The organism is Nocardia sp. CA-119907 (assembly GCF_050955995.1).
GTDB lineage: Bacteria > Actinomycetota > Actinomycetes > Mycobacteriales > Mycobacteriaceae > Nocardia.
Map to the genome: position 1 here is coordinate 7,975,107 of NZ_CP192091.1, position 24,265 is coordinate 7,999,371.

The following is a 24,265-nucleotide window of genomic DNA, read 5'->3' on the forward strand; positions in this document are numbered from 1 at the left end:
TTAAGGAAGAACAGCGAGGGTTCGGCGATCGGCGCGGACCGCCGGGTCGGGGAATGCCATTGCGCGCCGAGAGATCTATGAATTTTCCCTCCGACCATGGCCCGCAGACGTCGTGATCAGCTGTTGCACAGACTGTCCGGCTGCTAGAAGTGGCTGCCGGGATACCAGCGGCTCGGATACGAGCGGGAGGTCACGAACACGCTGCTCAGCCAAGGTCACCTCCGAGTACGGCAGCCGGGGTTGTTCCGAAGCGGTTCGGAGTGAACTCGCCGGCATCCGGGTACCGGCTCGCGCGGGCACGGTCGCAATACCCGCGCCGATGCCGCTCGCAGGCCAGCAACTCCAGCCAGGAGAGGTTGCAGGTCGAATCTGTCAGCGGGGCAACACGCGATCTGCGACTATTACCGGGGACGTTCGATCCACGAAATGCCTCCAGACATCTCTACCTCGAATCATGCGGACGCTGGAGGGGAATCTCGATGACGACCTGACCCATCCAAGAAGGTGCTTCACGACAGCGGAAGGAACCAGACGGATGTTGCTGCTTACCCCCACTGCGATCGAGGCCGTTCGCACTATTACCTCCGGCGAGGACGCGCCGATCGATGCCGGGCTGCGAATCTCTACGACCGACGGCGCCGAGACGCTGCAGATGGCAGTCACCGCAGGACCGGACGAGCAAGACCAGGTCGTGACCGCCCAGGGAGCACGGGTCTTCCTGGACGAGCAGGCCGCCGCTTTCCTGGACGACAAGATCCTCGACACCGGGCGAGACCCACACGGCCAAGGCGGCTTCGTCCTTGCCCAGCAGGATGAGAACACCAGCCAATGAACCGACTCCGATGACATAGTGCCCCGGCAGCGCCAGCGTCCGAAACGATGGCGCCGCTCGAAACCTTCATGATGTTGGTGGTACAGGCGCTGGCAGCAACCACGCGCGGTGCGGCCCGCAGTGCCCAGCGAGCCGCGCAGGGACTACTTCGACGCAACCGCACGAAAACTCCACAGTTTCAATTCCGGTGGGGCAGCGGCGCGGACATGACTCGGTTGGCGATGGCTTTCACCGAATCCGGCAGGATGTGGCCGACCGTCACCGTCGCCTTGGTACGCAGGGAAGCTGCGGCTACCTTCTTTTTGTCGCCCAGCAGGGCGTCGATACCTTGGCGGGCCACATCGGCAGGGTCATCCTTGGGTCCGCGCCCGAACGCGGTGCCGAGCATTTTGGCTCGGCGGAAGAAGTCGGTGTCCGTCGGTCCCGGCATCAGGGCCGTCACGGTGACTCCCGTGTCGCGAACTTCCTCGCGTAACGCCTCGGCGAAGGACTGCACGAAGGATGTCGACGCGTTGTATACCGCCTGCCGAGCGCCTGGCATCAACGATGTGACCGCGGACGTGAACAACAGGCGACCGGTATCGCGGCGGACCATGTCGCCGAGGACGAGTTTTGCCAAATGCACCGTCGAACGCACGTTGAGGTCGATGATGTCGAACTCGGCATCGAGATCGGTATCGGCGAAGGAACCACCACGCCCGATTCCGGCATTGAGGGCGACCGCATCGAGTGGCCGTTCGTCCTCGGTCGCCGCCGAGTACAGCTGCCGCACGCCGTCGAATGTCCGTAGGTCCACCTGGACCGCACGCACCTGCACCCCCGGGCGGCGCAGGAGGTCGGCAGCGATCTCTATGGCAGTGTCCTCGGCGGCGATCACAACGTCGTAGTCGTGCTCAACGAACTGCTTGGCCAGTTCCAGCCCGATTCCGCTGGATGCTCCGGTAACCAGGGCAAGGGGGCGCGTATCAGTCATACCGTTCGCATACCCACCATCGGTGACTCAATCAGCACGCCTGCGCCACGCAAGTCCAGCACCACGGTAGGCATTGGCGCGCAAAGAATTCGGTGTCGACACCATCGTCTGCACAGCCCTGGAACAGCACCGAGGAACCGCAAACCCGACACGTGGAGTCTGCGGCCGCTGGTGCGCGCAAGCGGGCACTTCGTGGAATTGCCCGCGACGGGAGCGACCCACAACCGAAGCAGACCGTGCACTGTCGAGGGCGTTAAGTAGCCAGATACTCGTCCTCGTCGAATGTCACTGCGGTCGGGATTCGCGGGGCCGGTCCTCGGCTCTGCTTACGCCGCTCTGATGGCCCCAGTACCCGATTCCGGGGCCTGCGACGCGGGTTGCTCGTCGGCCGGGGAGATGGTGGCCCCTCCGGGAGTGTCATCGGGGGCAGGTGCTTTGAACTTCGCGTCGCTCACCCGGTTGTACAGCGCCTGCGGTATTGGCGCCGGTGCCCCCCGCCCGCACTGCTGGCGGAAATTCAATTGGCGCTTGTTCGGCGGCCTTCGTAGGGCGGTACGGCCGGCTCCGCGTCTCCCGGAGGGACGGTCCCGGTCGTGCCGGTGTTTTCTTCCGTCGGGTTGTGGTCGCGTGTTGAAGTGACTTCTTCTTGGTCGAATGTGCCGGCCGGGCGATCCGCCGATCCACCGCCCGGCGTATCCGACCCGCTATCTCGCGAGCCTTTGGCTCCCCGCTCCGATTGGGGCTCTTCAGATAGATTTTTGCTGGACATAGCTCCATCGTCTCCTTGAATAGTGCGCTGCATTCAACTCAATGGCCCAGCCGCACAGCGGCTGCGATCCGCTACTCGCCGCGTTGATGGGCGCGCTGCCGCGCTTCGTGCGTGGCTGCTTCGCCGCGCTCCTTTTCGGCCTCCGCCTCCTTGCGTGCGGCGTCGCGCTGGGATTCGGCCTTGTCCTGCTGCGCGCGGCCTTCATCCCGCAGCTCATCGCGGCCGGTGACGGCTCCGGTGGCTTCCTTGATCTTTCCTTTGACGTCCTCCACGACGCCTTCGGCGCCTTCGCGGGGACCGCTCTTGTGCTCGGCCATGGGTCTACCTCTCATATTCGACTGATCGGCTGACACCGCCCGCTTACCCCGCTCCCGCCAGTTGAACCACCGCCGAAACACTTGCGACGAAAATTCGGTACGCCGCAGATGCGAGCTGTTTGCCAGGGTTCTTCCTGGGTACCGCGGGCAAGCAGGGGTTGGTGCAGACGAAGGTAGATCCGATGTGGCAGCGGCGCACAGTGGGATTCTCTTCCGATGGCCCTGGTTGGATGGGCGCAGTGACCGGTGCTGGCGTTGCGCACATGATCGATACCAGCACCGGAGGGTTTGTTGGCGGCCCTCGAATTACCGCCGCGAAACCAGGTAGCTAGCCATGATCATTCTCGGAATCATCCTTCTCGTCGTTGGATTCATATTCAGCATCCCGATCCTCTGGACCCTCGGGATCATCGTCCTCGTCATCGGGCTCGTATTGCTGGCATTGGGGTCCATGGGCCGCGCCGTCGGGGGCCGACGCCACTACTACTGAGCCTCTTCCGATCCACCGCAACCCGCCGTGTCCCGCCGGGGGTCTTCACGTGAGCTACGGCTTCCTTCCCGCCGCACTGCTGGGCAGGGCAGGGACGCGTTCAGCGGAGGTTCAGCGGGTTTGCGGCCGCTGAACGCACCTCACTATTGAGAGCCTCGGCGGCGTCGACGAGACCAGCAGCCGTATACGTCGCATGGCCGCACACCGAAGACCTTGGAATCCCCTTCCAACCGGCCGAACCGTCAGGCCGGCCTCGCATGCCACAACGGGACAGCGCGAATTATCGGATGGGTACAGCTAGCGCCCGTCACGCTGTCATCGAATCGAGCGCCTTCTTCAAGGCCGCAGGCCGCGCGGGTGATCGCGGTGCCTTCTTCCGCAACTCGATCATCTGGGCACCGATCTCCTGAAGCTGCTTACGCCCCAACTGCTCGCGCACCTTCGGGAACCAGGCGCCCTCTTCCTCGTCGATATGATGATCGACGCTTTCGATCAGCACGGTGGCTTTGGCGGTGAAACGTTCATCTTCGGGCTTCATCGCCGCCAACTCGATCACGAGGACGTCGGCGACATGATGCTCTTCATAGGATTCGAGGATGTCGTCTTCCAGATCGGGCACCAGTTTGCGCACCGCGGGATACATGCACTCGTTTTCCAGATAGGTGTGCACGGTCAACGCTTCGATGATCTTGTCGACCAGCCGTCCTTTCAGAGCGTGCGCGCTATCGCCCGCCTTCTCGAAATCACGGAACAGTTTCCGGATCCCCTTGTGGTCTTCGCGCAACAAGACGATTGCATCAGTAGACACCGCAACTCCTCAGGCTCGAACACTCGTGGGATGGACCTGTGCCAGGCGTGCCCGCAAAAACAGAATCGAAACCGCCGCAGCGGCCTCGCTGCAAAAGTCGATTACCCGGGCAATGACCTCGCCGGTGCATCCACACGTGATGCACATATGCGGCTGGATCATTCGAGGTCACCCGCGTGCAATGCCGACGCGTTATCCGACCTCAATTGGCTCTGCTCTGAGCGTTTACCGCATCTGGCTGTCAACGTCGGTCGAATCGTGACCCGTTCTGTCCGGGCGAAGGCTGACCCACCTTTGGTTGGTTAGTCGTTGGTTTTGGCCGCGGGGACGCGGCCGAGGTCTCGGTCCTTGAGTCGGTAGCTGTCTCCCTTCATCGAGATGACTTCGGCGTGGTGGACGAGGCGGTCGATCATGGCGGCGCTTATCTCGGCCCCGACTGCTAAATTATGTTGTTGACCAGCGCATTTGCGTCGTGGACAGGTGTCTTCGATTACTGGGCTTCGGTAGTTGGGGATGGTGGTTGGTCGAATTGGCCGAGTAGATAGGCGAATCGGATCAGGTTCTCGCGCAGGCGCTGCGAGGTGCAGGGGGCGCCGATGAAGGTGTCCAGGCTGACGCGGGCTGCTTGGTCAGCAGCGAGCCAGTCGTGCAACAGCTGCAGCAGTTCGCCGAGTTCGGCCAACTGCTGGCCGTCGGTGCCGAGGCGCGCAACGCGGAGCTGGCCGTGGGTGTGCGCGAGCGCGTCACGGAGCTGCTGGTTCTCAGCATGCAGCTCGCGTGTTCGTTCGTGGGCCAGGGCGAGCCGCTGGCGGATCGAATCGTCACTGGCCCGGGTGACGGTGTCGCGGACAAGGTCCGAGCTGGCCTGGCGGTTGCGCAGCTGATTGATCCGCTCCTGTAATGCGGGTTGGGTGTAGATCCACGACCGCGACACCCCGGCTCGGTCGGCCAGCCGTGCGACGGTCACCGGTTGGCCGGCGTCGGCCAGTTCGGTGAGGGTCTGCTCGGCGCGTTGCAGAGTTTCGCGATGCCGTCGGCGGGCGTGCTCGGCGAGTCGGTTGGGGTCAGCAGGCATGCGAGTCGCCGTTTCCGGTGCAGGTGCAGGATTTCCCGGTGCTGCAGCAGCTGCCGGGTGTGGTGAGGCCATCGATGATGGCGAGCAGGTTCTTCTCGACGGTGCGGTTCATCTCGGCCAGACGCTGGTGACCGTTGTGGTCGGCTTGGTTGATCAGCGCTCGGGTTTGTTCGAGCTGGTGGCGGTGCTGCGGCAGGAACTCCGGGGTCGTAACGAAAACCGGACATGTCAAACAAGCGTTGGCGAATTCGCACTTCTGCTGCACGGGCAGCGCGCAATAGCCGTTGGGCAGAGCCATTTTCGCGCGGGCGAGATTGTTCTTCATCCAGACGGCCTCGGCGAGCGGCCCGGTGTCGGGAGCCAGCTGCTCGCCGGCGATGTTGACCTTGCGGGCGCGTTCCCACTGTTGCCGGATGGTCTTGTCCGAGAGCCGGGCGTAGTGAGAGGTCATCGCGTGGGAATCGTGATCGAGAAGACGACGGACGGTCTCCTGCGGGACCTCGTTGTTGATCAGTCGGGTTCCGAAAGTGTGGCGCCAGCAGTGCGGAGAAACATGGACCAGGCGGCCGAGTTCGTCGCGGATATCGCAGGTGCGTAACCATTCCAGGAGTTCGCCTCGGAAAGTGGCGGTGCTGAACGGCAGCTTGCCGTCGGGGTTCCGGGTCGGGCGTGGAAGGAGATATTCTGGGTCGTCGAACTCGGCGAGGACGGCCTGCTGTTGAGGGTGATCGCCTCGGCCAGTTCGGTGTCGATGGGGACGAACGCGTCGCGGCGCATCTTGTGGTTGGTGTAACGCAGGTATGGCGCGTTCTGGTTGTCCCGGACGATGCAGTCCAGGCGCAGTCGGCTGCCGTCGCCGACGCGCAGTCCGGTGCTCATCAGGATCCGCGCCAGCAGCCGGCCGCGCGGGTCAGCGAAGCGGTCCAGGTTGGTCGGGTTTTCCAGCTGTGCCATCACCGCCTCCGACAATGCTCTGGGTGCGCCGGCGATCAGGCGGGGATAGTCCTCGGCGAACAGATCGACCTGCGGTGCCAGGCGGGGTTCCCAGCCGTGCTGGCGGGCCGCGCGCAGCAGACCAGCGAGGCTGCTGATCTGGCTGGTGCGGCTTTTCGGGTTGGGAAACCGGTCGGCCAGGTGCGCCAGGTGGACCTCGACCAGTTCACGGGTGAGCGCTTCGGGGCCGCGGTGCAGGACCGGGAACGATTGGGCGAACAGGGTGAGCGCGCGGATATCGGCAGCGACGGTGCCGACCACGATGCCCGTCGACAACCGCCAGCGGGCCCAGCGTTTGGTCAACTGTCGCAACCAGATCGGCTCGATGCCGGTGAATCGGAACTGCGCGTCCCGGCCGGGGAAGCCGAGTCTGCGCAGCAGCCAGACATCGCGCGGGAACTCCGTGTCCCAGCCGGTGCCGTCGATGACATCGTGCAGGTAGCCGATCGCATCCAGCAGGAACCGGCGTTCGATGTAGCCGCGCTCGCTGGAGAATCCGAGATAGCTCATCCAGGAATCAGGTGCGCGATCCAGCAGCGAAGCGACGCCGCCGCCCGGCAGTGCGCGCAGCAGCCGCCGGATCTGATGCGGGCGGGTCTGGGTGCGGCGTTCGTCGACGCGGCATTGGATCGCGTAGGCGATCTCGTGCCGCATCGGGACCGGTAACGGACGCAGATCGAATCGGTCCTGCCCGAAAGTAGAGCAGCTGATCAGCCAGGATGACAGCGGTGGCCGGTCCGCACGAATCCACCGGCTGCGGTGGTGATCACACAATCCCGCCTCACCCTCGGCGTCCAGGCCGCAGTCGGGGAACCGGCATCCGGTCGCGGCCGGCAACTCTGGGCCTCCGCCGCCGTCGGTGATCCATTCGGCCAGCTCGGGGCGGCCCCGGTTGTCCCAGCGACTGAAGTGGGAATGGCACAGTCCCTTCTCGCGGCCACTGCGGCGGCAGGTCGTGATGGCGCACTTGCGCGGCTGCTGCAACCAGCGGCGATTCGCCGGCGTCGCGGCGGCCCAGGCGCCGACGTCGGCCGGGCGGCCGTCGTCGTTCCAGCGCCGGTGGTGCGCCGAGCACTTGCCCAGCACCACGGCCTGCCGTTCGCAGACCGGAACCATGCATGCGGGTCCACCGATCACCGGGTCGTCAGGGTGGACCAGGATCACCGGCTGCGCGAACCGGGGACGCAGTCGATCAGCCACGTTCGTTCCGGAAACGTTGCCGCTGTCCGGGATTGGCTGCAACGTGGTCATTCGCTCGTCTCCATGGCGGGGGTGTCGAGGAACCCGGCGGCAGCCAATGCCCGGCGGGCGTCTTCGATCTTCAGATGGGAGTAGGTATCGACGGTGACGCTGATGCTCGAGTGACCCAACAGCTTCTGCACCACTTCGGCGGCGACGCCGCGACGAAGTAAACCGGTAGCGTAAGAATGACGAAATAGATGGGGCGAGAACATGATTCCCGTTCGGGTTCGCAGCCGACGCACCAGCCGGTCGACGCTGGCGTAGCTCATCGGCGCTCCGACCGGAGCGCCCCAGAGATTGACGAACACGTAGTCGCAATCGAGCAGCCCATATTCCTCATGCAGGTAATCGCTATAGAGACGGAACAAGGCCGCCTCGGCGGGGACCTCTCTCGACCAGGTCTTCGCTCGTGCTCGGTTCACATTCACCCGGGGCCGGACCGCGATCAGCCGACGACGGGCATCAATGTCTTCGTGCCGCAGACCCAGCGCTTCACCGATCCTCAGACCGGTGCTTCGCAGCAGGCTCAGCAAGAACCGGTCGCGCAGCCGGTCGCATGCGCTGATCAAGGCGGTCATCTCGGCTTGGGTCAGCTCTCGCGGCGGCCGTCGCTCCGCCCGCAGCGAGATCGCGCGATGCCGTTCCGGCCGCGCACCCAGATGCGCCAAGAACGGCTGCCACGATCCACCGCGCCGTCCGGGCCGCCACCGGGTCAGCAACTCGCCCAGGCCCACACCGTGGCGCTGATGGAACTCATAAAACGACGCCAACGCCGAAAGTTTCCGATTGACTGTCGCCGCAGCAAGATTCGCCTCAGCCCAGGGCAACATAGCCACTCGCCCGTCGCGAGCACTCTCCGGTAGCCGCAACCAGGCCACGAACCGGCCCAGATCCTCCAATACCACCCGATCCCATTGCAGCCCACGGCATTCCAGAAACTCGAAGTAGTCACGCAGATCGTGAGCGTAGGCGCGGATCGTGTTCGGTGACCGATCGATCGTGGTCAGATGCGCCAGAAACCGGTCCACCGACTCCACCACCAACCCGCCGGCCAAAACAGTCGCCGACTCCTCGCCCGAGGGCATCACCACCCGCTGAACCCGCACCCCGTCTCCCGTCCTGGGCATGGTGAACCCTGCTGTCCACCACAGCAGATTCGGCGCCGTCACCCGCAAGGATTGGACGTCATAGACACAGGGAACCGATGGTCAGATAACGGCGGCGACAACGTCGTCGCCGAAAACCTCGCCCCATCGGCCGAAGGGTTTGTTGCTGGTGACGATCAGACTCGCCCGTTCATAGCGGGACGAGACGAGCTGGAAGAACAGGTTGGCGGCCTCGGATTCGAACGGGATGTAGCCGACTTCATCCACGATGATCAGCGGAATCCGGCCGAGCTTTATCAGCTCTGCCTGCAGTTTTCCGGCGTGGTGAGACTCAGCTAGGCGGGAGACCCATTCCGCGGCGGTGGCGAACGCGACACGATGTCCGGCCTGGCAGGCGCGGATCCCGAGTCCGATCGACAGATGGGTTTTGCCGGTTCCGGGTGGGCCGAGGAACACGACGTTCTCCTTGGCGGTGATGAAATCGAGGGTTCCCAGATGGGTGATGGTGTCGCGTTTGAGGGAACGCTGGTGGTCGAAGTCGAACTCCTCTAACGATTTCCGGGACGGGAACCGCGCGGAGCGGATGCGCCCTTCGCCGCCATGGGATTCGCGGGCGGAGACCTCGCGTTGCAGGCAGGCGGCCAGGAACTCTTCGTGGCTCCAGCTCTCCGCGCGGGCGCGCTCGGCGAGGCGCTCGACGGCGTTGCCGAGCGTCGGAGCCTTGAGAGCCCTTGCAAGATAGGCGATTTCGGAGGCAACGTTGCGTGAACCGTTCGTTGCGGTCTTGGTGGCCATCAGGCGATTCCCTCGCTGCTGCTCGCCTCGTCGAGGTCGAACATGCGGTCGTAGTCGGAGAGGTTTCGGTGCTCGACATCGGTGTCGATCGCGGGGACCGCGACTAGGCGCCGGGCGTTGCGCAGGTCAGCGGCCGCAGCCGCGTGGTCGGGATCGGTGAGGGTTTGGTGATCGGCCCAACAGCGTTGATGCCGAGCGAGTTCGGCACCGGCCAAGCTGATCACCACCTCATGGAGATCGGCGCGGACCTCGACGCGTCGACCGATCGCGGCCGGATGCACCGAGTAGTCGTTGGAGTCCAGGCGGACGTAATGATCACGGGGAAGCCGGGTGGTGAACCGCCAGCCGACCACCGGATCCACCGGCGGCAGCTCGAGCATCGACCGCCGGTCGGCCTCCCAGCGATCGATCGGACGACATTCCAACCGGCGATGGTGACGCTGGTTGGCCTTGATCAGCCAGTCAGCGAGCTGGGTGTTGAAATCGGTTGGGCCAGTGGATATTCGGCCCGGCAGGAACGATGTCTCCAAATAGCCGTTCGCCCGCTCCACGAGCCCTTTGGCCTCCGGGTCGCGGGGCCGGCACTGGATCACCCTGATGCCCAGCGATCCGCGGAAGGCGTTCATCGTCTCGGTCAGCTGCGGCTTGCCACCGCGCCATTGACCGACTGCGGATTCGTTGTCCCACACGAGTATTCGAGGAACCCGGCCCCACCCGGAAATCAACGCCCAATGCCCGGCCAACAGGTCCGGGCTCTGGCGCGTCGGGATCATCGTCGCGGCGATGATCCGCGAATAACCCGATACCATCACCAAAACCGGTGGCCGACCGACATGTCCGAACCCCAACGGGACATCCACCGGCGGAAACCACAAGTCGCACTGCGCGAGCTCGCCGGGCTGATATTCAGTGCGCGACGCCGGATCCACCGGCTGGAACAACGGCCGCAACTGCTGCACCCGTTCGAAGAACACCGTCCGGCCACGCTGCCAGCCGACACGTTCCATGATCACCGTCGTCGGCATACTCGGAAACTCCGTCAGCAACGCACGGATCTGCGGCTCGAACTCATCCACCGCGGACCCGCCCGGCTTGCGCTGATACTGCGGCGGCGCATGCGGAGCCAACGCCTTCTTGACCGTGTTCTTCGAGACCTTCATCTGCCGAGCGATAGCCCGGATCGCCATCCCCTCGGCGCGATGCAACCGGCGAATCTCCGCCCAGTCCTCCACGTTCAACACCTCATGATCGTTCACAGGTGGGTCAGAATTCACCCGGAATCAGAGGGTCAGTATTCAGCCGGACGCGACACTGGCGTCGACGTTGCCTGCTCAATTGCTGGATAACGTAAACTACTGTGTCACAATGTTATTCGCGCCCAGACGCGGATGGGGAGCGCAGCGCGTCAGATTGGTGCGATCCGTTGGTGCACAGTGAGTAGCAGATGGTCGAGTTGGGTGCGCCGGTGTGGCGGGGCCGCGCCCACGCTGGGTAGTTCGACGATCAGTTGCGCGGCCAGCTCGCGCAGTTTGGTGTTGGTTTCCTGTGATCGCCAGATCAGTACGCGGAATGCTTGTTCGGCGGTGATGGCATAGGCGAGCATCAGCACGCCTTTGGCCTGTTCGATGACCGCGCGCGCTTCGAGCAGATCGGGCAGGGTCTCATCGAGGGCGGCCTGTCGCTGTTGGGCGAGAGTTGCGGTGAGGTCGATGTAGTAGCCGTCGGTGCCGACCACGGTTCCGAACTCGTCGAGCAGGCGATCGCCGACGACTATCACCTCGTGGACTCTGCCCGCGGTGTCGATGATGCGGTGTCTGCTCGAGAATGGCTCGCCGGTCTGCGCGGCCAAGGTGATGGACTCGGCCACGTGGTCGCGGTCGTCGGGGTGTTTGTGCGCCAGCAGCATTTGCGTGGTCGGCTGTACGGTGCCTGGGGCATAGCCGTGCATCGCGGCGACTTCGTCTGACCATTCCCAGCGTTGATCGGCGAACCAGAATCGGAAACTGCCGACGGTTTGCGGAGCACCGCCGATGGCCTGGTCGACCGCATCAGCCGCGGCCGGTTGGCTGACTGCTATCTCGTTCACCTCCTAAGTATCCGCTCGGCGCTGCCGCCCGGACAGCAACACCGACGGTGGGTTCGGTCGCGCCGATCATGCCGCGGGCGACTTCGGACCTGTCTCGGGCGCTGAGCCATCCGTCTCCCGTGCGGAGTTCGACCGGGTTCCGCGCACTACACCGGAGGTGAATTCGTGCACTCGCTTCGGTCCCCCGGCGCGGGCGTGCACCAACGGGCCGGTGCCGCTGGTTCGCTCGCCCGGCTTCGGGTATCCGTTCCGCGAGAGCGTCCGAGACCAGGAAGGGAGGAATCCTGATGGATGACTCCCACGCATTGGATCCTGAGCTGGCACGCATCGGCTCTCGGTCAGTGGCATGTGACCGCCGCCGTCGCAGCTCGTAGCCCTGTTCACCGTCTTCGCGAGCGAATGGGTGATCAGCATCGGCGGGCGGTCGGCCCCCTACGTTCCACAGAAAGGATGACCGACCATGGGATTTCCAGAACAGCAGCAGACACCGCCGGGGCGTCAGGATCAGATGTCGCCGGTGCCCGATTGTGGTGAGCGCAGCTATCGCGGGTCCGGCCGGTTGACCGGTAAGGTGGCGGTGATCACCGGCGGTGACAGCGGTATCGGGCGCGCCGTCGCGATCGCCTACGCCCGCGAGGGCGCCGACGTGCTGATTTCCTATCTGGATGAACACGACGACGCCAAACGGGTCGCCGAACTGGTCGAACAGGCCGGTCAGCGGTGTGTCCTCGTCAGTGGCGATCTGGCCGAGCCGATGCACTGCCGGTCCGTTATCGATCGTGCGGTGGCCGAATTCGGCAAGATCGACGTCCTGGTGAGCAATGCCGCCTATCAGATGACCCACCACACGCTCGCCGAAATCACTGACGAGGAATGGGACTACACATTCCGGCTCAATGTCGGGGCGTATTTCCACCTCGTGCGCGCCGCGCTGCCGCATATGCCGCCGGGATCATCGATCATCGGCAGTTCGTCGGTCAATTCCGATATGCCCTCCCCGACGCTGGCGCCTTACGCAGCAACCAAAGCGGCCATCGCGAACTTCTCCGCGAGCCTGGCACAACTGTTGGGAGAGAAGGGGATTCGGGTCAACAGCGTCGCGCCCGGGCCGATCTGGACGCCCTTGATTCCTTCGACGATGCCGGTGGACAAGGTCGCCCACTTCGGTGAGAACACCCCACTCGGCCGGGCTGGGCAACCGGCCGAACTCGCTGGAGCCTATGTGCTACTCGCCTCCGATGAGGGCAGCTACATCTCGGGCGCACGCGTGGCCGTCACCGGGGGCAGACCGATTCTGTGAATGGGCTTGTTGTCGCCGGCTTCGACTCAGTCCGGCGCTTCGATTGCCGCCAATAACAATTCGACGGCGTGCTGCACTGTCTGGTCGACCACCTGCTGCGGTCCGCCGTCGAACCGGCGGTGACTGGCCACCGTGCCGCGCCGCGTGGCGAGGGCGAACCAGACCGAACCGGGCGGTTCGCCCTCCTGGGGGCCTGGCCCACCCACACCGGTGACGCCCACTGCCAGATCCGCTTCCATCAGGGAACGCACGCCCTTGGCCATCGCGACGGCCGCGGCTTCGGACACCACGGGTACATCGGGAACGCCGAGTACCCGCTGTTTGACCTCCGTCGTGTACGCGACGATCCCGCCACGAAACCACACTGCCGAATGTTCTTCCGCGCCAAGAGATGCCGCGATGTTTCCGGCGGTCAACGACTCGGCGACGGCCACTGTCAGCTCGTACCGCTCAGCCCGCTCAGCGAGCTCACCCGCTGCCGACACACCATCCCTCCAACATGTCGCCCGGCGCCGATCACGACTCAGTTGCGGCCCAGCGCCTTTGCCAGCTCGTCCTTGTTCATCTTCGAACGGCCGTCTATGTTGCGCTTTTTGGCTTCGTTGTACAGCTGGTCACGCGTGGCCCCCTTAGGCCGATGGGTGCCCGACCGCTGCCCACCACGCTGCTGCGGCGATTTGTCTTGCACCGAGGATCGGCTCGCGGTCTTGGACTCCCCGGACTGCGCCCGGTTCTTGTTCACCGTGCGCGCCGCAATCTCCTCAGCCCGCCGGTTCGACGCGCCCTGATCCTTCTCCGAATCCTTGATGTGCCGGTACTGCCGTTCCTGTTTGTCCGACCATGCCTTCGGCATGCCGATCACCTCCTGCGGCCCGGATACCCCGCCCTACCCCGATAAACCTGGCCGACGACCGATGGCTGTGTCGAGATATGGCTATCCGGCAGCAGCCTCGTCGGTGCCGAGCGCCTGCTCACTCAGGGAGTCGAGAACTCGGGCGAGAATACGCGAGACCTGCATTTGGGACACCCAGGGTGGTCAGCGCCGGACTCCTCGGCACACAAAGACTCAACGATCGACAACGGAGTGGAATCGCCGTTGTCAGTCCGCACCGAATCGATCGACTCGGCCTGATGGGCGTTGCCCGCCATCAGGGCCTTGGTGACCTCGGTCAGCGCCATGGCCGGTTCGGTGGCCAGCTCACGGGCGCGAAGCTCTTGTTTGAGAACCCGAAACGTGGCTATCCGACCTCGGCCCGGCGAGTGATCATCTCGTCGGCTCGAAGAAGGGACGGCTAATGCAGACCAAGGCGGCACATTCCGAAAGCGGCACCAAGACAATGCCTTCCGAGGTGCGCGGCCCACTGACGATCTTCGACCGATTCGCCACCGCTACCGCCACCCTCACCTCGAAGGCGGGCTTCTTCGTGTTCTGCGTGTTGCTGGTACTGCTGTGGGCGCCGACCTTCCTGGTGCTGCCGAGCATCGACACCTGGCAACTGGTGATCAACACCGCCACCACCATCGTCACCTTCCTGCTGGTGGCACTGCTGCAAAACACTCAGTCCCGCTCCGACGAAGCCATCCAGCAGAAACTCAACGCCATCGCCGACGCCCTCGCCGACTGCATGGGGGAGCTCAGCACCGAATACCCCGAACTCGATCGCCACCGCCAAGAACTCGCCGACGCCGTCGGCCTGGAAACGCGGGAATCGAGCTGATCGAACTCGCGTTGTCCAGCACACCGCGGCCACGATATGCCTGCGCCAGTTGTCCTTTGCCGGTTGGCCCGACGTTTTGACATCGTTCTGGCACAGGTGCGGGGATTCTGTCTGCCACAACCCGTTTAGCCAATCGACACAACGCGACCACGATCCCCCATTTATCACGTGTGACAGCATCCATGCGCCGATACCATTGGCGACTTCCCGCCGGGCGAGGTGACGTTCGCCCGGATCGAAGTAGCGCCTTTCAGCCCGAGGAGTTCGGTACTACCTTCGGGACGGAGACCTGCCCAGCTTTCCGGCTCGGCTCCGTCCTCTATCGCGCGGTGAACCGGCCGATGCCTGCCGGAGGCGATCGAATTGCGGGGTCGGCGTGTGCCTGCGGTACTCGGAAATGGAAGTGGAAATGGTGACACCGGGCCGATATCCTGTGCATATTGTGGGGAGGCTGACCATGGATAATGCTCTGCAAATACCGCATCTGAGAGCCACCGCAGACTTGGAACTCCGCCCGTGGTCGTTGTCTGCGGCAGATCTCGAGCTTGTTAGGGAAGCCTCTGCCGACGACCTGATTCCGATAACCACGGTGCCGGCGACCTGCTCGCGCGAGGCCGCAACGCGGTTTGTCGAACGCCAGCGGCAACGAGCGACCGATCGAACCGGATACCCGATGGTGATCGCCCGGCGACAGGACAACACACCACTGGGAAGTATCGACCTGTGGTTGAAGGACATCGACGAAGGCCGCGCATCGCTCGGCTACTGGGTGGTCCGCTCTGCCCGCGGCCATGGCGTCGCCGCGCATGCTCTGGCGGCAATGGCTACCTGGGCGCTGGAAGAGCTGCATATCCCACGGCTCCAGCTCTATGTGGAACCTTGGAACCGCGCTTCGATCCGCACTGCGGAGAGAGCCGGTTTCGAATGCGAAGGGCTCCTCAGATCGTGGCAGAAGGTCGGCAATCGACGCCGCGACATGTTCATGTACGCGCGCCTGGCAACGGGAACCCTTGCTGAGGCGGATCGGGTTTGCACCGGTTAGACCTCAATGACCGGTCGCGGGTGATCGTGAACCGATATCACTGCTGGCACCGTGTTCGATAGGCCCCGGGCGGTGCCGGGAAACTCGCCTCGTGGTCGACCTCCACGGCCTCGCTTGTATTAGTTAAAATTAGTCGCGACTGTGCTTGATCTGCGTTTGTACGCACAGCCAGTGGATAAATCCGCTCGAAAACATCTGATGAATCGCTCACCCTCTCTATGAGAGGACCGTCCGATGGGTTTTGCAGAAATGCGCCGGTTCCGGCGTGATCCGTTGGGTTTCCTCGAGAATCTGCGCCGGACCAGCCCGGTAGAGGTGTTCGGGCTGCCGTGGGGCGGGTGGTGTGTCGGCGATACGGGTCTGGCGCTGACGGTGTTGAGTGACCGCGCTTTCAATGCGGGGAAGTCCGGGTTCTTCGGTTCTATGCTGCCTTCGCGGTCTGCTCAGGTCGATTTCGGCCGCGCGGTGCGCGCGTTTCTGCGGACGCATACGCCCGAGTATCGCGAGTCCCTGGCGGCGGCGGTGATCGAAATGCCCTCCGTCACCCGCTGGCCCGCAGCGGGGGTCGAGCTGGTGTATCGATGCACCGCGGACGTGTTGCTGCACCCCGATGGTTCTCCCGAGTTGCGGCAGTTACTGGAGCGAAATGCGCGCGTGGGCGCGCTTCGGCCGGCCCGAATGGCGCAGCGGGCGCGGGCGCAGCTGCTGCGCGCCAAGCTGTCCACCGCGCTGAACGAGCAGATCCGGGACCGGCGCAGCGTCACCGGCCGCACTGCGGAAGCCGAACCACGGGATCTGCTCGATACCGTGATCGGTGCCTGTCCCGACGGCGTCGCCGATACAACGGTGGCGCAGCTGTATGTGCTGATGTTCCGGTCCATTGTGGGACCGCTGGGCTACTCGCTCGCGTGGTCGGTGCTGCTGGGCAGTCTCCACTCTCCCGGCTCACCATGGCCTTGGCCCGTCGACTGGGTGGTACGTGAGGCCCTGCGGCACCGGCCGGTCTCCTGGATGGTCAGCCGTTCCGTCCCCTATCCCGCCGAGTTCGGGGGGATCGCCTTCCAGACCGGCGACCTGCTGTCCGTCAGCCCCTATCTGCTCCATCACGACAACGAACACTGGACCAGACCAGGGGCATTCCAACCCGACCGCTGGATTCGGCCGAGCGAACACGGCCCATTTGTGCCCTTCAGTTCCGGCCCCTTCACCTGCGCCGGCGCCGCGGTCGCCCACGATCTGGTCACCGATGCAGCCACCACCCTCATCGAGAACACCTCTCTGCGCGTCATCGGCGGCGGTGATACCCGCCCGATCGTGACCAATGCCGCGACCCCCAGGCCGTTCGCCCTGCGGCGTACCCCCACAAGCCCTGTCCACGCCCGACCGAGCCCCAGGAAGGAGGTGACATCATGATCAAGGCATTGCGGTTCATCATCACCAACAAGCCGACCCGTACCTGGGACCCCGCTCAATACGGATGATTCTGCTACCGGCTGGATGGCTCGACCAACGCCAACCAGCTCTCGGTCGTCGGTGGCGCCCCCGAGGACATCACATTTCCACCGGGGTCTTTGGAGTGGATGAAACGTCCCGAGATCCCCAACCTGTATGGCGGGGATTCGGGGACACCATCGTGGTAGGACAAGATCGTCGACTACGTCGAGGGCGAATGCGCGGCCCTGGCCCACGCGTTCGCAGCAAACCAGTACCGTGGCGAGGCGAGCGCAGCCCATCCCAGGGAAGGCAGGCATGTCGAGAACGATTCTGTACCCGTCCGACGAGTTGATCAGAACCGTAACCGTCACCTTGTTAGGAGCCAACGAGCAGTGGGACTTCACTCCCCTCTTTCTTGGTCTCACCCTGGCGGGGCCGGATCAGATCGGCGTTCTCACGCAGCCGACATCGACTGATCCACCGTTCCAAGACTTGGCGACGATGGTGTTCTCGCGGGCGCCCCGTCAGACGCTGTGGGGGTTCGGATTCCACGCGGAAGCGGCCGTGATGCGGACCGCCGACGCGCGGGGCAATCTGTGGACGGCATCCCGGGACCACCTCGGTGCCGATGTCGTGGAAACGTTCCGGTCGGCCGATCGCGGTGTACCGGACGATCCGATCGATCGAGAGCTGTGGGCCGCCGCAGTAGCTCTCGCAGCGCTCTGATATCGGTTGTCCCAACCCCGAACACGCTGAGGCACCCTGCAGTGTCCAAACGCGCTCCCCGCGGGGAGTGTCATGAGGCGAGCCGCTGCCTCGACGACGGCATCCGCGAAATCGGCCATTTTGTAGTAGATCTCGTTATCTCCGACTGACCATGCGTTAGGCGAATCCCCGGCAACGCACTCGGCGACCGGCTGGCCTGCGAGGCATTGCACTCGAAACGTGCGGAAGGGCCCTGCCGAGTAATTGCGACTGCCCACCGCCGGATGGACTCTAATTCTGCGGCAAGCCCCAGCAGGGATAATCGCGGCCGGCATCAACGAGGCCGACGCTCTGCGGTGTTCGACAGCTGACATGCGGTTTGTGACGATAATCCACAACCAAGTGCCGAGTCGCGGCCTTGTCACCGGTGAACGTCTGATGGCATTGGGAACAATGGCAGACATTGTGCGCACTCAGTGGCCACCAGCTCCGACATCCTCGGCACTTCACCGTTTCGGGCGATTTCGTCTTCATATTCATCATCACTCACCCACTCGCGCAACGCGGATCCGGTCCGCCGTCACCACCTCGGTCGTACCCGCACCGAACGGCGTCACACCTCATCCTCGATCACCGAAAGCACCAATCCTGCCATGACATCGCCGCGCCGACTCGTTCCAGCTGAGCGATCCCCAATGGATAGGGTACGCGCCGAACGCAGGAGCTGGTTCATAGCCTGGCGCCCACAGAAGCCCGAATTCGCCTCGGCCCCGCCCGATCAGCCGCCCGGCAGCACAAAATCAGCTTGAACAACTGCACTCGATACGCGATTCCGCCCACGCCGCAACTCCTTTGACGCAGAGACCGGACCGAAGCCAACCAATCGAATCCTACGACGGCCACCGGCCAGATATTGTCGCGGCGGTGGAGGGCGTACTTCGTCAGAATCTGCGTCAACCAATGCCAATGGCACTTGTTGCGGAACGGCCGCAACGTATTTGAGCATGTTCCTGTCCAGTTGTGACATCAAACTGACCCGGATACAACTGATTCCGCCATCCGCTCGGCAGTTGGCCCCCGACCGCCCACTCGCCGTTCTCAATCCGATACTGATACCGACCCGGCAGCAGCCGCGCGGGAGGTGGCACGCGCGCCTCGGCTCAGCTGGCGTGCACGGCCGAGGTCAGCGCTCTCGAGTGTGTGCTCATCGGCTCCGTTCGGCGACCCAGGCGGCGATCTGGGCGCGCCGGGTGAATCCGAGTTTGGTCAGGATGTGTTCGACGTGTCCCTCCGCGGTGCGCTGGGAGATCTGCAGGCGGGCGGCGATGGCTTTGTTGGTCAGGCCGTCGGCGACGAGGTCGGCCACCTCCCGCTCCCGGGTCGTCAGATCCGCCGACGGACCCGGACCGCGAGTCGCGGCCGGGGGTTGCTCGCCCAGGGCGTAGCCGATCGCGGCGTCGAGATCCAGTGCGGCGCCTTCGTGATAGGCGGCATCGAAGGAGCGCCGCCCGAGCGCGCGACAGGCCGCTCGTTCGCAATCCTCGCGATGGACCAGCAAGTTCGGGAAGAACACCGCGGAGGTGCCCGTCAACTGCTGCAGTCCGTTCGTGGCGCCCAGCAACACGGCGGAAAGCCGCGCGCTGCTGCCCTCGACTCCCACAATCCACGCCAATGTCTCCAGGGCTGTCGCGGCCATGAGCGGGTCCTTCTGCTGCCTGATCAGTTGCAGCCACTGCCGCAGCTGCCGCAGCGCGCCCTCACGATCACCGTGGCGCCACGCGGCAACCGCCGTGCCCCACAAGGCATATGACCGATATATGGAATCGCCATATGATTCGGTGATTGCGAGGGCCTTCCCGTGGTACGAGAGAGCTGCTGCGTTGTCTCCCTGCAACTCGTGCGTCCATCCGAGCCCGACCAGGGCAAACACCTGCCCGTAGATGTCGCCCTGCGCAGCGAACGACTCGAGGGCAGCTTCCAGAGGTGCGCGTGCGCGCTGCGGGTCGCTGCTGCGGAGCGAATAGAGGCCGAGAGCAAGATCCGCGAATGCGCGCACGACCGGGTGCTCGGTCCGTTCGGCCAGCGTCTGCGTCTGTACGACCACTGCGGACGCCGAGGTGCGGTCGTCCTGGGCCTCGGCCACCAGGACGGCGCGCCACAACGCCTTGGCGCGGACGGCGGTAGCGGGCGTGGGCCGCCTGGCGAGGGCGAGGTCGAGCCAGTGCCGCGCCTCACCGACTTGGCCTCGAGTGAACCAGAACGGTTGCAACGCCGACGCTATCGACAACGCGGCATCGGATTCCGCATCGGTGTCGGTCAGGCAGAAGTCCAATGCCTGGCGCAGGTTGGGTTGTTCGCGGTCGAGGCGGGCGATCCAGTCGAGTTGGCGGGGGCTGATCCAGTCGGCGTCGGCGTCCTCGGCGAGCTGCCGATACCAGTCCAAATGTCGGCGCCGCAGGTCCGTGTACTGGCCCGCCTCATCGAGTTTGTCGCGGCCGTAGTCGCGCACCGTCTCGAGCAGCCGGAACCGCACCACCGAGTCCGACTCCTCCCGGATCAGGATGGACTTGTCGACCAGGGCGGTGAGTACGTCGAGCAGGTCCTGCGCTGCGAAGTCATTCCGGCACACCTGTTCGGCGGCGTCGAGTTCGACGCTGCCGGCGAACACCGACAGCTGGGCCCAGAGCGCTTGTTCGGCCGCGGTGCACAGCGAGTAACTCCAGTCGATGCACAACCGCAGGGTCTGCTGGCGGCTGGGCGCGCTGCGGCTGCCGTGGGTCAGCAGCGAGTATCGGTCGCTGAGCCGCGCCAGGATCTGTTCTGGTGACAGTGCCCGCAGCCGGGCCGCCGCCAGCTCGATCGCCAGCGGCAGCCCGTCGAGGTGACGGCAGATCTCGGTCACCGCGGCGAGATTGTCCTCGGTGAGCGCAAAGCCCGGCACCGCGGCGGCGGCCCGTTCGACGAACAAGGTGACCGCGTCATAGCGGGCCGCACTTCGCAGCGATGGCTGCCGATCCGGGTCAGGAACGGTCAGCGGCCGCACCCGCAGCACAGATTCCCCGCCGACAACGAGAGGTTCGCGGCTTGTGGCCAGGATCCGTAGGCGCGGGCAGGCGCGCAGCAAGGTCTCGGCGACCTTCGCTGCCGTATCCACGATTTGTTCGCAATTGTCGAGCACCAGCAGCAGCTGCCGTGGCGCGATGTAGTCGATCAGCACGTGGAGCACCGGCTGCCCTTGTGCGCGCACCCCTAGAGAGGCGGCGATCACGCCGGGTAGCAGCGCACCGTCGTGCAGCTGCCCGAGTTCGACCAAGCGCACTCCGTCGGCGAATTCTCGTTGCGCGCCGGTCGCCGCTCGTAACGCCAGTCGGGTCTTGCCCACCCCGCCGATCCCGGTGAACGTCACCAGCCGGGAACGCCCCAGCAGATTCTTCGCTTCGGTCAATTCGGTACGGCGGCCGATGAAGCTTGTCAGCTCGAGGGGAAACGGCCCGTTTGCGCTGACCGACGAACCGAACGGCGGGGGGCCGGTGACCCGCGGAATCAAAGGAACCGGGGCGCTTTCTTCCCGTCCGGCACCCGCTGCCGGCCGTACCGCCATCTCGTCGACCGGCCACCCGCGCCCGGCCTGCAGATGCCGCAGCTGCTCACCCAACGCCGCCGCGGAGGGCCGCTGCTCGCGAGGGCGAGCCATGGCATGTTCGATCACCGTCGAAAGGTCCTCGTCGATGCCTTGCTCGCGCAGATGAGGGACCGGCTGTGTGGTGATCCGCAGAAACTGGGCTACGACTTGTTCGCCGCTTCGCCGCTCGAACGCCGCGTGCCCGGTCAACGCGGCGAACAACGTCGCGCCGAGCCCGTAGACATCGGCTGCGGGAGTGGGTACCTCCCCGGCCAGTACCTCCGGCGCGGTGAACGCCGGCGAACCAGTAACCGTGCCGGTGGCGGTGTGGAATCCGCCGAGGATACGTGCGATCCCGAAGTCGGTCAGTGCCGGTTCACCGTAGTCGCTGATCAGGATGTTAGTGGGTTTGACGTCGCGGTGCAGAATGCCAGCCCGGTGCGCGGTCTCGAGGGCCCCCGCAAGCTTCACCCCCAGCCGCACCGTCTCCTGCATCGACAGTGGACCGTGCTGGCGGATCCGGGCGTCGAGGGAGTCCTGCGGATAGTAGGGCATCACCAGATACGGCAGTCCGGACGCGGTGGTGCCGACCTGCAACACCCCCACGATGTTCGGGTGCCCCGTCAGCCGGCCCATCGCCCGCTGCTCCCGAACGAACCGCTGCCGGTTCCCCTCCTCCAGGGCTGCGGTGAGCACCTTGATCGCCACCGTCCGCTCCAGCGCCGCTTGGGTGCACCGATACACCACCCCGAACCCGCCGCGCCCGATCTCCTCTGCGTCGGTGAATCCTGCTTCTGCCAGTTCCGCCGTGACCGCCGGGATCACGGCGTGCTGAGTCTTCAACGGGTCGATATCGCCCATGCGCCGGTCCTGCTCCCTAGTTTTTCACGATACCGCGCGGTCGGCTGCGGCGGTTTTGCCCTGTGGTGACGGCTTCCAGCCCGGGGCAGGCTATGACAGCAGGTTCCCGCCCCAGTTCTGACATCGACGCCGAGCGGCGGTGGCTACCGCTTACGCCGGTATGGGTCGGCAGGCACAGTCCCTGGTGCGGTTCCATCTGTGGCCCTGCCGACGGACTGCGCACCGTCGGCGCGGTGGTCGGTGCGATCGGAGGGGTGCCTGCCCAGGCTGGCGCTGGGCGCCGCTCTGGGCCCGATCATCGGAGGGGCTGTCGTCGGCATCCCGGCCGGGATCGCGGGACTGATCCAGGCATACAACACTCTTCACGAGGCCGGGGAGATCAGCGCGCCGATCCCGGCCGCGTGTGACCCGGAATCCCGCCTTCAATTGCTCGGGTGGCTTCGCCGCGCTGTGTGCCGCGGTCGCGTTCCCGCGGCGGGGGCGCTCAGTGACCGCGCCACTAGTCGTTTCGGTCGCCGTCGGCCGTGGATCATGAGAGGAACCCTCGCCTTCGCGGTCGCATTCGCGACCTCGAGAGTTCAACACACCACAGCCGGGGTCGCCGTGTTCGGTTTCTCGGTGATGAAAGTCAAGAGCGTTCGCTGATCAATCGTGCTGATCCGTGTGCGATGCGATCGAATATGTTGCACGGCAACTCTATTCCCAACCACCGACGGAGGAGATGCGATCCCGTTGCTCGGCCGAGGGTGAGCGAGTTTGCAGTCGACTACAACCTATCGGCGGCGATCTCATACAACGGCAATAGGGGTTGCGTGTCAGGATGCCGATTCGATCAGCAGATGCTCCAAACGGGCCGTATCGTCGGAGTCCCTATCGACACCGACGACTGCGACGAACTCGCGATCGCCGGCACGTCGCTGCAAGGGACTCCAGGAGTTGGCGAGATACCAGCTTGCCGCGGTGGTACCACGCGGGCCTAAGCCCGCGCAGAATATCCAGAATCGGTCGGGATGCAGATCCGGGCTCGGTCGCACCCGCGCGATCACGCCGATACTGTGCTCTCCGCTCGAGCCGTACCGGCTACCGTCCGTCAACTCCAACTGCTCGACACGGGAACCACCTTCAGCGCCAGTGCCATTGAGAGTGAAAAGCGGACGATCGGCACTTTCGAGGTACATGCGTGTGCAGTCGTTGCAAGTCAGTCCAAAGCTGATATAGGGGCGGTCGCTGTGCGCGACGACGTCCCGGTCGCTCCGGATATCAGTCAAAAGACCAGTGTGGCGCTGCAGCACAGAAAACACGTACAGCAGTCCGCGAACTTCCTTCTCTGGTAAGGCAGCCAGCACATCCGAGCGATGATCGGCCGCAAATGCGCGGACCTTCCCGAATGCGCACCGAGAGGGGGCCTCGGCCGCACCGAGTGCTTGCACAGGCCGTAGTGGAAGCTCGAAGGTCGGATACACGAGAGTGATCCCGCCGGTGATCATCTCAGCCCCGAGAAATGCCCCGAGCTCGATATCCGTTCCGGGAGGATCCGACTCGTGCGCGCGAGCGGCATCGGCCATCTGAAACAATCTCTCGATCGTCCAGCCAGGGAACATCCTGACCAGCACCCGGCAATGGTAGTCGCGGGGAAGCCCGACCATCTTGCCCGAAAGCCACTGGTAGAACTGCGTCTTCGCGGGCCCGTAACCAGGAGGGATGGGAGGATCGAGTTGCGCGGCGCACCTATCGTACGCGGCCAGGAAATCCGAATAGCTCTTGAGATGCTGCTCGGCCAGCAACATCTTCAGAACGGTAGCCAATGAAACCCCCTTACCCCTGAAAACCGCCGCCAAGTGGCGGCGACTCGATTTACAACCGCAGCTCGCACGGGCCATCAAGGCTGTCCGGTGACCGCCCGGACGCAGTACCGCTCGGACATAGGCTTAGGAGACTCTGTTACCGATCCCACCCACCGTGGCACGGTGAGCTGTACCGTCCCCTCCCGGCCGGGGCGAGCGCAAAAGCTGCATGTCCGGGTCGATGGTCAACGAGGTAGTCGCAATGCTGCCAACGAAAGCGACCGCAGTGGTGGTCGACAGGCCGGTCCCGGTG

At 64.6% G+C, this 24,265-nt stretch carries 22 protein-coding genes and 2 pseudogenes; 7 read left to right on the plus strand and 17 right to left on the minus strand.

The genetic code is table 11. From position 1 onward, the window contains the following. The first annotated feature begins 535 nt into the window (after positions 1-535). Positions 536-832 (plus strand): hypothetical protein, encoded by a 297-nt coding sequence (locus ACQP2D_RS35855; RefSeq protein ID WP_433680357.1) that lies wholly within the window; start codon positions 536-538, stop codon positions 830-832. Positions 833-1,010: 178 nt separating this feature from the next. Here the strand turns inward: ACQP2D_RS35855 and ACQP2D_RS35860 are convergent, their stop codons facing one another. Both ACQP2D_RS35860 and mbp1 read right to left on the minus strand, forming a co-directional pair. Then, positions 1,011-1,805: an SDR family NAD(P)-dependent oxidoreductase gene (locus ACQP2D_RS35860; protein WP_433680358.1), complete on the minus strand. Its 795-nt coding sequence runs from the start codon at positions 1,803-1,805 to the stop codon at positions 1,011-1,013. An 840-nt stretch (positions 1,806-2,645) separates the two neighbouring features. Then, positions 2,646-2,891 (minus strand): microaggregate-binding protein 1, encoded by a 246-nt coding sequence (gene mbp1, locus ACQP2D_RS35865; RefSeq protein ID WP_433680359.1) that lies wholly within the window; start codon positions 2,889-2,891, stop codon positions 2,646-2,648. A gap of 334 nt (positions 2,892-3,225) precedes the next feature. On the opposite strand from mbp1, the gene ACQP2D_RS35870 reads away from it, so the two are divergent. Beyond that, the gene (locus ACQP2D_RS35870) at positions 3,226-3,381 is read left to right on the plus strand and encodes a DUF6131 family protein (RefSeq protein ID WP_433680360.1); all 156 of its coding nucleotides are present in this window, start codon (positions 3,226-3,228) and stop codon (positions 3,379-3,381) included. Between the two features lie 307 nt (positions 3,382-3,688). Here ACQP2D_RS35870 and ACQP2D_RS35875 read toward each other — a convergent pair whose 3' ends face one another. The 9 genes and pseudogenes from ACQP2D_RS35875 to ACQP2D_RS35915 form a co-directional block, all read right to left on the minus strand. Next, a complete protein-coding gene (locus tag ACQP2D_RS35875) occupies positions 3,689-4,189 on the minus strand; it encodes a hemerythrin domain-containing protein (protein WP_433680361.1) in 501 nt (166 codons plus the stop codon). 302 nt (positions 4,190-4,491) lie between these two features. Then, the gene (locus tag ACQP2D_RS35880; RefSeq protein ID WP_433685864.1) at positions 4,492-4,776 is read right to left on the minus strand and encodes an ATP-binding protein; all 285 of its coding nucleotides are present in this window, start codon (positions 4,774-4,776) and stop codon (positions 4,492-4,494) included. Continuing rightward, positions 4,680-5,264, minus strand: a complete 585-nt coding sequence (locus tag ACQP2D_RS35885) for a DUF6262 family protein (RefSeq protein ID WP_433680362.1) — start codon at positions 5,262-5,264, stop codon at positions 4,680-4,682. The genes ACQP2D_RS35880 and ACQP2D_RS35885 overlap by 97 nt, the downstream gene beginning before the upstream one ends. Further along, positions 5,254-5,715, minus strand: coding sequence for a hypothetical protein (locus tag ACQP2D_RS35890; protein WP_433680363.1), 462 nt, complete (start codon positions 5,713-5,715; stop codon positions 5,254-5,256). Before ACQP2D_RS35890 ends, ACQP2D_RS35885 begins: the two co-directional genes overlap by 11 nt. Before the next feature lie 30 nt (positions 5,716-5,745). Next, a pseudogene (locus ACQP2D_RS35895) lies at positions 5,746-6,096 on the minus strand (hypothetical protein); the annotation flags it as partial. A gap of 1,408 nt (positions 6,097-7,504) precedes the next feature. Next, complete coding sequence (locus tag ACQP2D_RS35900) at positions 7,505-8,626, minus strand: site-specific integrase (RefSeq protein WP_433685688.1); 1,122 nt, start codon at positions 8,624-8,626, stop codon at positions 7,505-7,507. Between the two features lie 84 nt (positions 8,627-8,710). Further along, a pseudogene (gene istB / locus ACQP2D_RS35905) lies at positions 8,711-9,400 on the minus strand (IS21-like element helper ATPase IstB); the annotation flags it as partial. After that, the gene (gene istA, locus ACQP2D_RS35910; RefSeq protein WP_433680364.1) at positions 9,400-10,641 is read right to left on the minus strand and encodes an IS21 family transposase; all 1,242 of its coding nucleotides are present in this window, start codon (positions 10,639-10,641) and stop codon (positions 9,400-9,402) included. The pseudogene istB and the gene istA, both read right to left, overlap by 1 nt. A 164-nt stretch (positions 10,642-10,805) precedes the next feature. Continuing rightward, entirely contained in the window at positions 10,806-11,432 is a 627-nt protein-coding gene (locus ACQP2D_RS35915) for a PAS and ANTAR domain-containing protein (protein ID WP_433685865.1), read from the minus strand. A gap of 514 nt (positions 11,433-11,946) precedes the next feature. Here ACQP2D_RS35915 and ACQP2D_RS35920 point away from each other — a divergent pair. Further along, entirely contained in the window at positions 11,947-12,786 is an 840-nt protein-coding gene (locus tag ACQP2D_RS35920) for an SDR family oxidoreductase (protein WP_433680365.1), read from the plus strand. A 26-nt stretch (positions 12,787-12,812) separates the two neighbouring features. On the opposite strand, the gene ACQP2D_RS35925 is transcribed toward ACQP2D_RS35920, so the two are convergent. From ACQP2D_RS35925 to ACQP2D_RS35935, 3 genes are all read right to left on the minus strand, one after another. Continuing rightward, positions 12,813-13,271 (minus strand): CinA family protein, encoded by a 459-nt coding sequence (locus ACQP2D_RS35925; protein ID WP_433680366.1) that lies wholly within the window; start codon positions 13,269-13,271, stop codon positions 12,813-12,815. Between the two features lie 38 nt (positions 13,272-13,309). Then, on the minus strand, positions 13,310-13,639 hold the full coding sequence (locus tag ACQP2D_RS35930) for a plasmid stabilization protein (RefSeq protein ID WP_433680367.1): 330 nt from the start codon (positions 13,637-13,639) through the stop codon (positions 13,310-13,312). A 122-nt stretch (positions 13,640-13,761) separates the two neighbouring features. Then, on the minus strand, positions 13,762-13,965 hold the full coding sequence (locus ACQP2D_RS35935) for a hypothetical protein (RefSeq protein WP_433680368.1): 204 nt from the start codon (positions 13,963-13,965) through the stop codon (positions 13,762-13,764). Between the two features lie 116 nt (positions 13,966-14,081). Between ACQP2D_RS35935 and ACQP2D_RS35940 the strand changes: the two genes are divergently transcribed. The 4 genes from ACQP2D_RS35940 to ACQP2D_RS35955 all read left to right on the plus strand — a co-directional run bounded on the left by ACQP2D_RS35940 (position 14,082) and on the right by ACQP2D_RS35955 (position 17,706). Then, positions 14,082-14,504 (plus strand): low affinity iron permease family protein, encoded by a 423-nt coding sequence (locus ACQP2D_RS35940; protein ID WP_433680369.1) that lies wholly within the window; start codon positions 14,082-14,084, stop codon positions 14,502-14,504. Positions 14,505-14,961: 457 nt separating this feature from the next. Continuing rightward, the gene (locus ACQP2D_RS35945; protein WP_433680370.1) at positions 14,962-15,546 is read left to right on the plus strand and encodes a GNAT family N-acetyltransferase; all 585 of its coding nucleotides are present in this window, start codon (positions 14,962-14,964) and stop codon (positions 15,544-15,546) included. A 234-nt stretch (positions 15,547-15,780) separates the two neighbouring features. Next, the gene (locus ACQP2D_RS35950) at positions 15,781-16,959 is read left to right on the plus strand and encodes a cytochrome P450 (protein ID WP_433680371.1); all 1,179 of its coding nucleotides are present in this window, start codon (positions 15,781-15,783) and stop codon (positions 16,957-16,959) included. A gap of 336 nt (positions 16,960-17,295) precedes the next feature. Beyond that, on the plus strand, positions 17,296-17,706 hold the full coding sequence (locus tag ACQP2D_RS35955) for a hypothetical protein (RefSeq protein WP_433680372.1): 411 nt from the start codon (positions 17,296-17,298) through the stop codon (positions 17,704-17,706). A gap of 270 nt (positions 17,707-17,976) precedes the next feature. Here the strand turns inward: ACQP2D_RS35955 and ACQP2D_RS35960 are convergent, their stop codons facing one another. The 3 genes from ACQP2D_RS35960 to ACQP2D_RS35970 form a co-directional block, all read right to left on the minus strand. Next, positions 17,977-18,228 carry a hypothetical protein gene (locus ACQP2D_RS35960; protein ID WP_433680373.1) on the minus strand — a complete coding sequence of 84 codons (252 nt, stop codon included), beginning with the start codon at positions 18,226-18,228 and terminating at the stop codon, positions 17,977-17,979. 661 nt (positions 18,229-18,889) lie between these two features. Next, entirely contained in the window at positions 18,890-22,168 is a 3,279-nt protein-coding gene (locus ACQP2D_RS35965) for a protein kinase domain-containing protein (RefSeq protein ID WP_433680374.1), read from the minus strand. A gap of 815 nt (positions 22,169-22,983) precedes the next feature. Then, on the minus strand, positions 22,984-23,955 hold the full coding sequence (locus ACQP2D_RS35970) for a hypothetical protein (RefSeq protein WP_433680375.1): 972 nt from the start codon (positions 23,953-23,955) through the stop codon (positions 22,984-22,986). Positions 23,956-24,265 lie beyond the last annotated feature (310 nt).

What these genes read in the sequence shown, in the direction of transcription:
- ACQP2D_RS35855 (WP_433680357.1), top strand. Translation starts at nt 536, where the DNA reads ATGTTGCTGCTTACCCCCACTGCGATCGAGGCCGTTCGCACTATTACC.
- ACQP2D_RS35860 (WP_433680358.1), bottom strand. Translation starts at nt 1,805, where the DNA reads ATGACTGATACGCGCCCCCTTGCCCTGGTTACCGGAGCATCCAGCGGA.
- mbp1 (WP_433680359.1), bottom strand. Translation starts at nt 2,891, where the DNA reads ATGGCCGAGCACAAGAGCGGTCCCCGCGAAGGCGCCGAAGGCGTCGTG.
- ACQP2D_RS35870 (WP_433680360.1), top strand. Translation starts at nt 3,226, where the DNA reads ATGATCATTCTCGGAATCATCCTTCTCGTCGTTGGATTCATATTCAGC.
- ACQP2D_RS35885 (WP_433680362.1), bottom strand. Translation starts at nt 5,264, where the DNA reads ATGCCTGCTGACCCCAACCGACTCGCCGAGCACGCCCGCCGACGGCAT.
- ACQP2D_RS35890 (WP_433680363.1), bottom strand. Translation starts at nt 5,715, where the DNA reads ATGACCTCTCACTACGCCCGGCTCTCGGACAAGACCATCCGGCAACAG.
- ACQP2D_RS35900 (WP_433685688.1), bottom strand. Translation starts at nt 8,626, where the DNA reads ATGCCCAGGACGGGAGACGGGGTGCGGGTTCAGCGGGTGGTGATGCCC.
- ACQP2D_RS35920 (WP_433680365.1), top strand. Translation starts at nt 11,947, where the DNA reads ATGGGATTTCCAGAACAGCAGCAGACACCGCCGGGGCGTCAGGATCAG.
- ACQP2D_RS35930 (WP_433680367.1), bottom strand. Translation starts at nt 13,639, where the DNA reads ATGCCGAAGGCATGGTCGGACAAACAGGAACGGCAGTACCGGCACATC.
- ACQP2D_RS35935 (WP_433680368.1), bottom strand. Translation starts at nt 13,965, where the DNA reads ATGGCGCTGACCGAGGTCACCAAGGCCCTGATGGCGGGCAACGCCCAT.
- ACQP2D_RS35940 (WP_433680369.1), top strand. Translation starts at nt 14,082, where the DNA reads ATGCAGACCAAGGCGGCACATTCCGAAAGCGGCACCAAGACAATGCCT.
- ACQP2D_RS35945 (WP_433680370.1), top strand. Translation starts at nt 14,962, where the DNA reads ATGGATAATGCTCTGCAAATACCGCATCTGAGAGCCACCGCAGACTTG.
- ACQP2D_RS35950 (WP_433680371.1), top strand. Translation starts at nt 15,781, where the DNA reads ATGGGTTTTGCAGAAATGCGCCGGTTCCGGCGTGATCCGTTGGGTTTC.
- ACQP2D_RS35955 (WP_433680372.1), top strand. Translation starts at nt 17,296, where the DNA reads ATGTCGAGAACGATTCTGTACCCGTCCGACGAGTTGATCAGAACCGTA.
- ACQP2D_RS35960 (WP_433680373.1), bottom strand. Translation starts at nt 18,228, where the DNA reads ATGATGAATATGAAGACGAAATCGCCCGAAACGGTGAAGTGCCGAGGA.
- ACQP2D_RS35965 (WP_433680374.1), bottom strand. Translation starts at nt 22,168, where the DNA reads ATGGGCGATATCGACCCGTTGAAGACTCAGCACGCCGTGATCCCGGCG.
- ACQP2D_RS35970 (WP_433680375.1), bottom strand. Translation starts at nt 23,955, where the DNA reads ATGTTGCTGGCCGAGCAGCATCTCAAGAGCTATTCGGATTTCCTGGCC.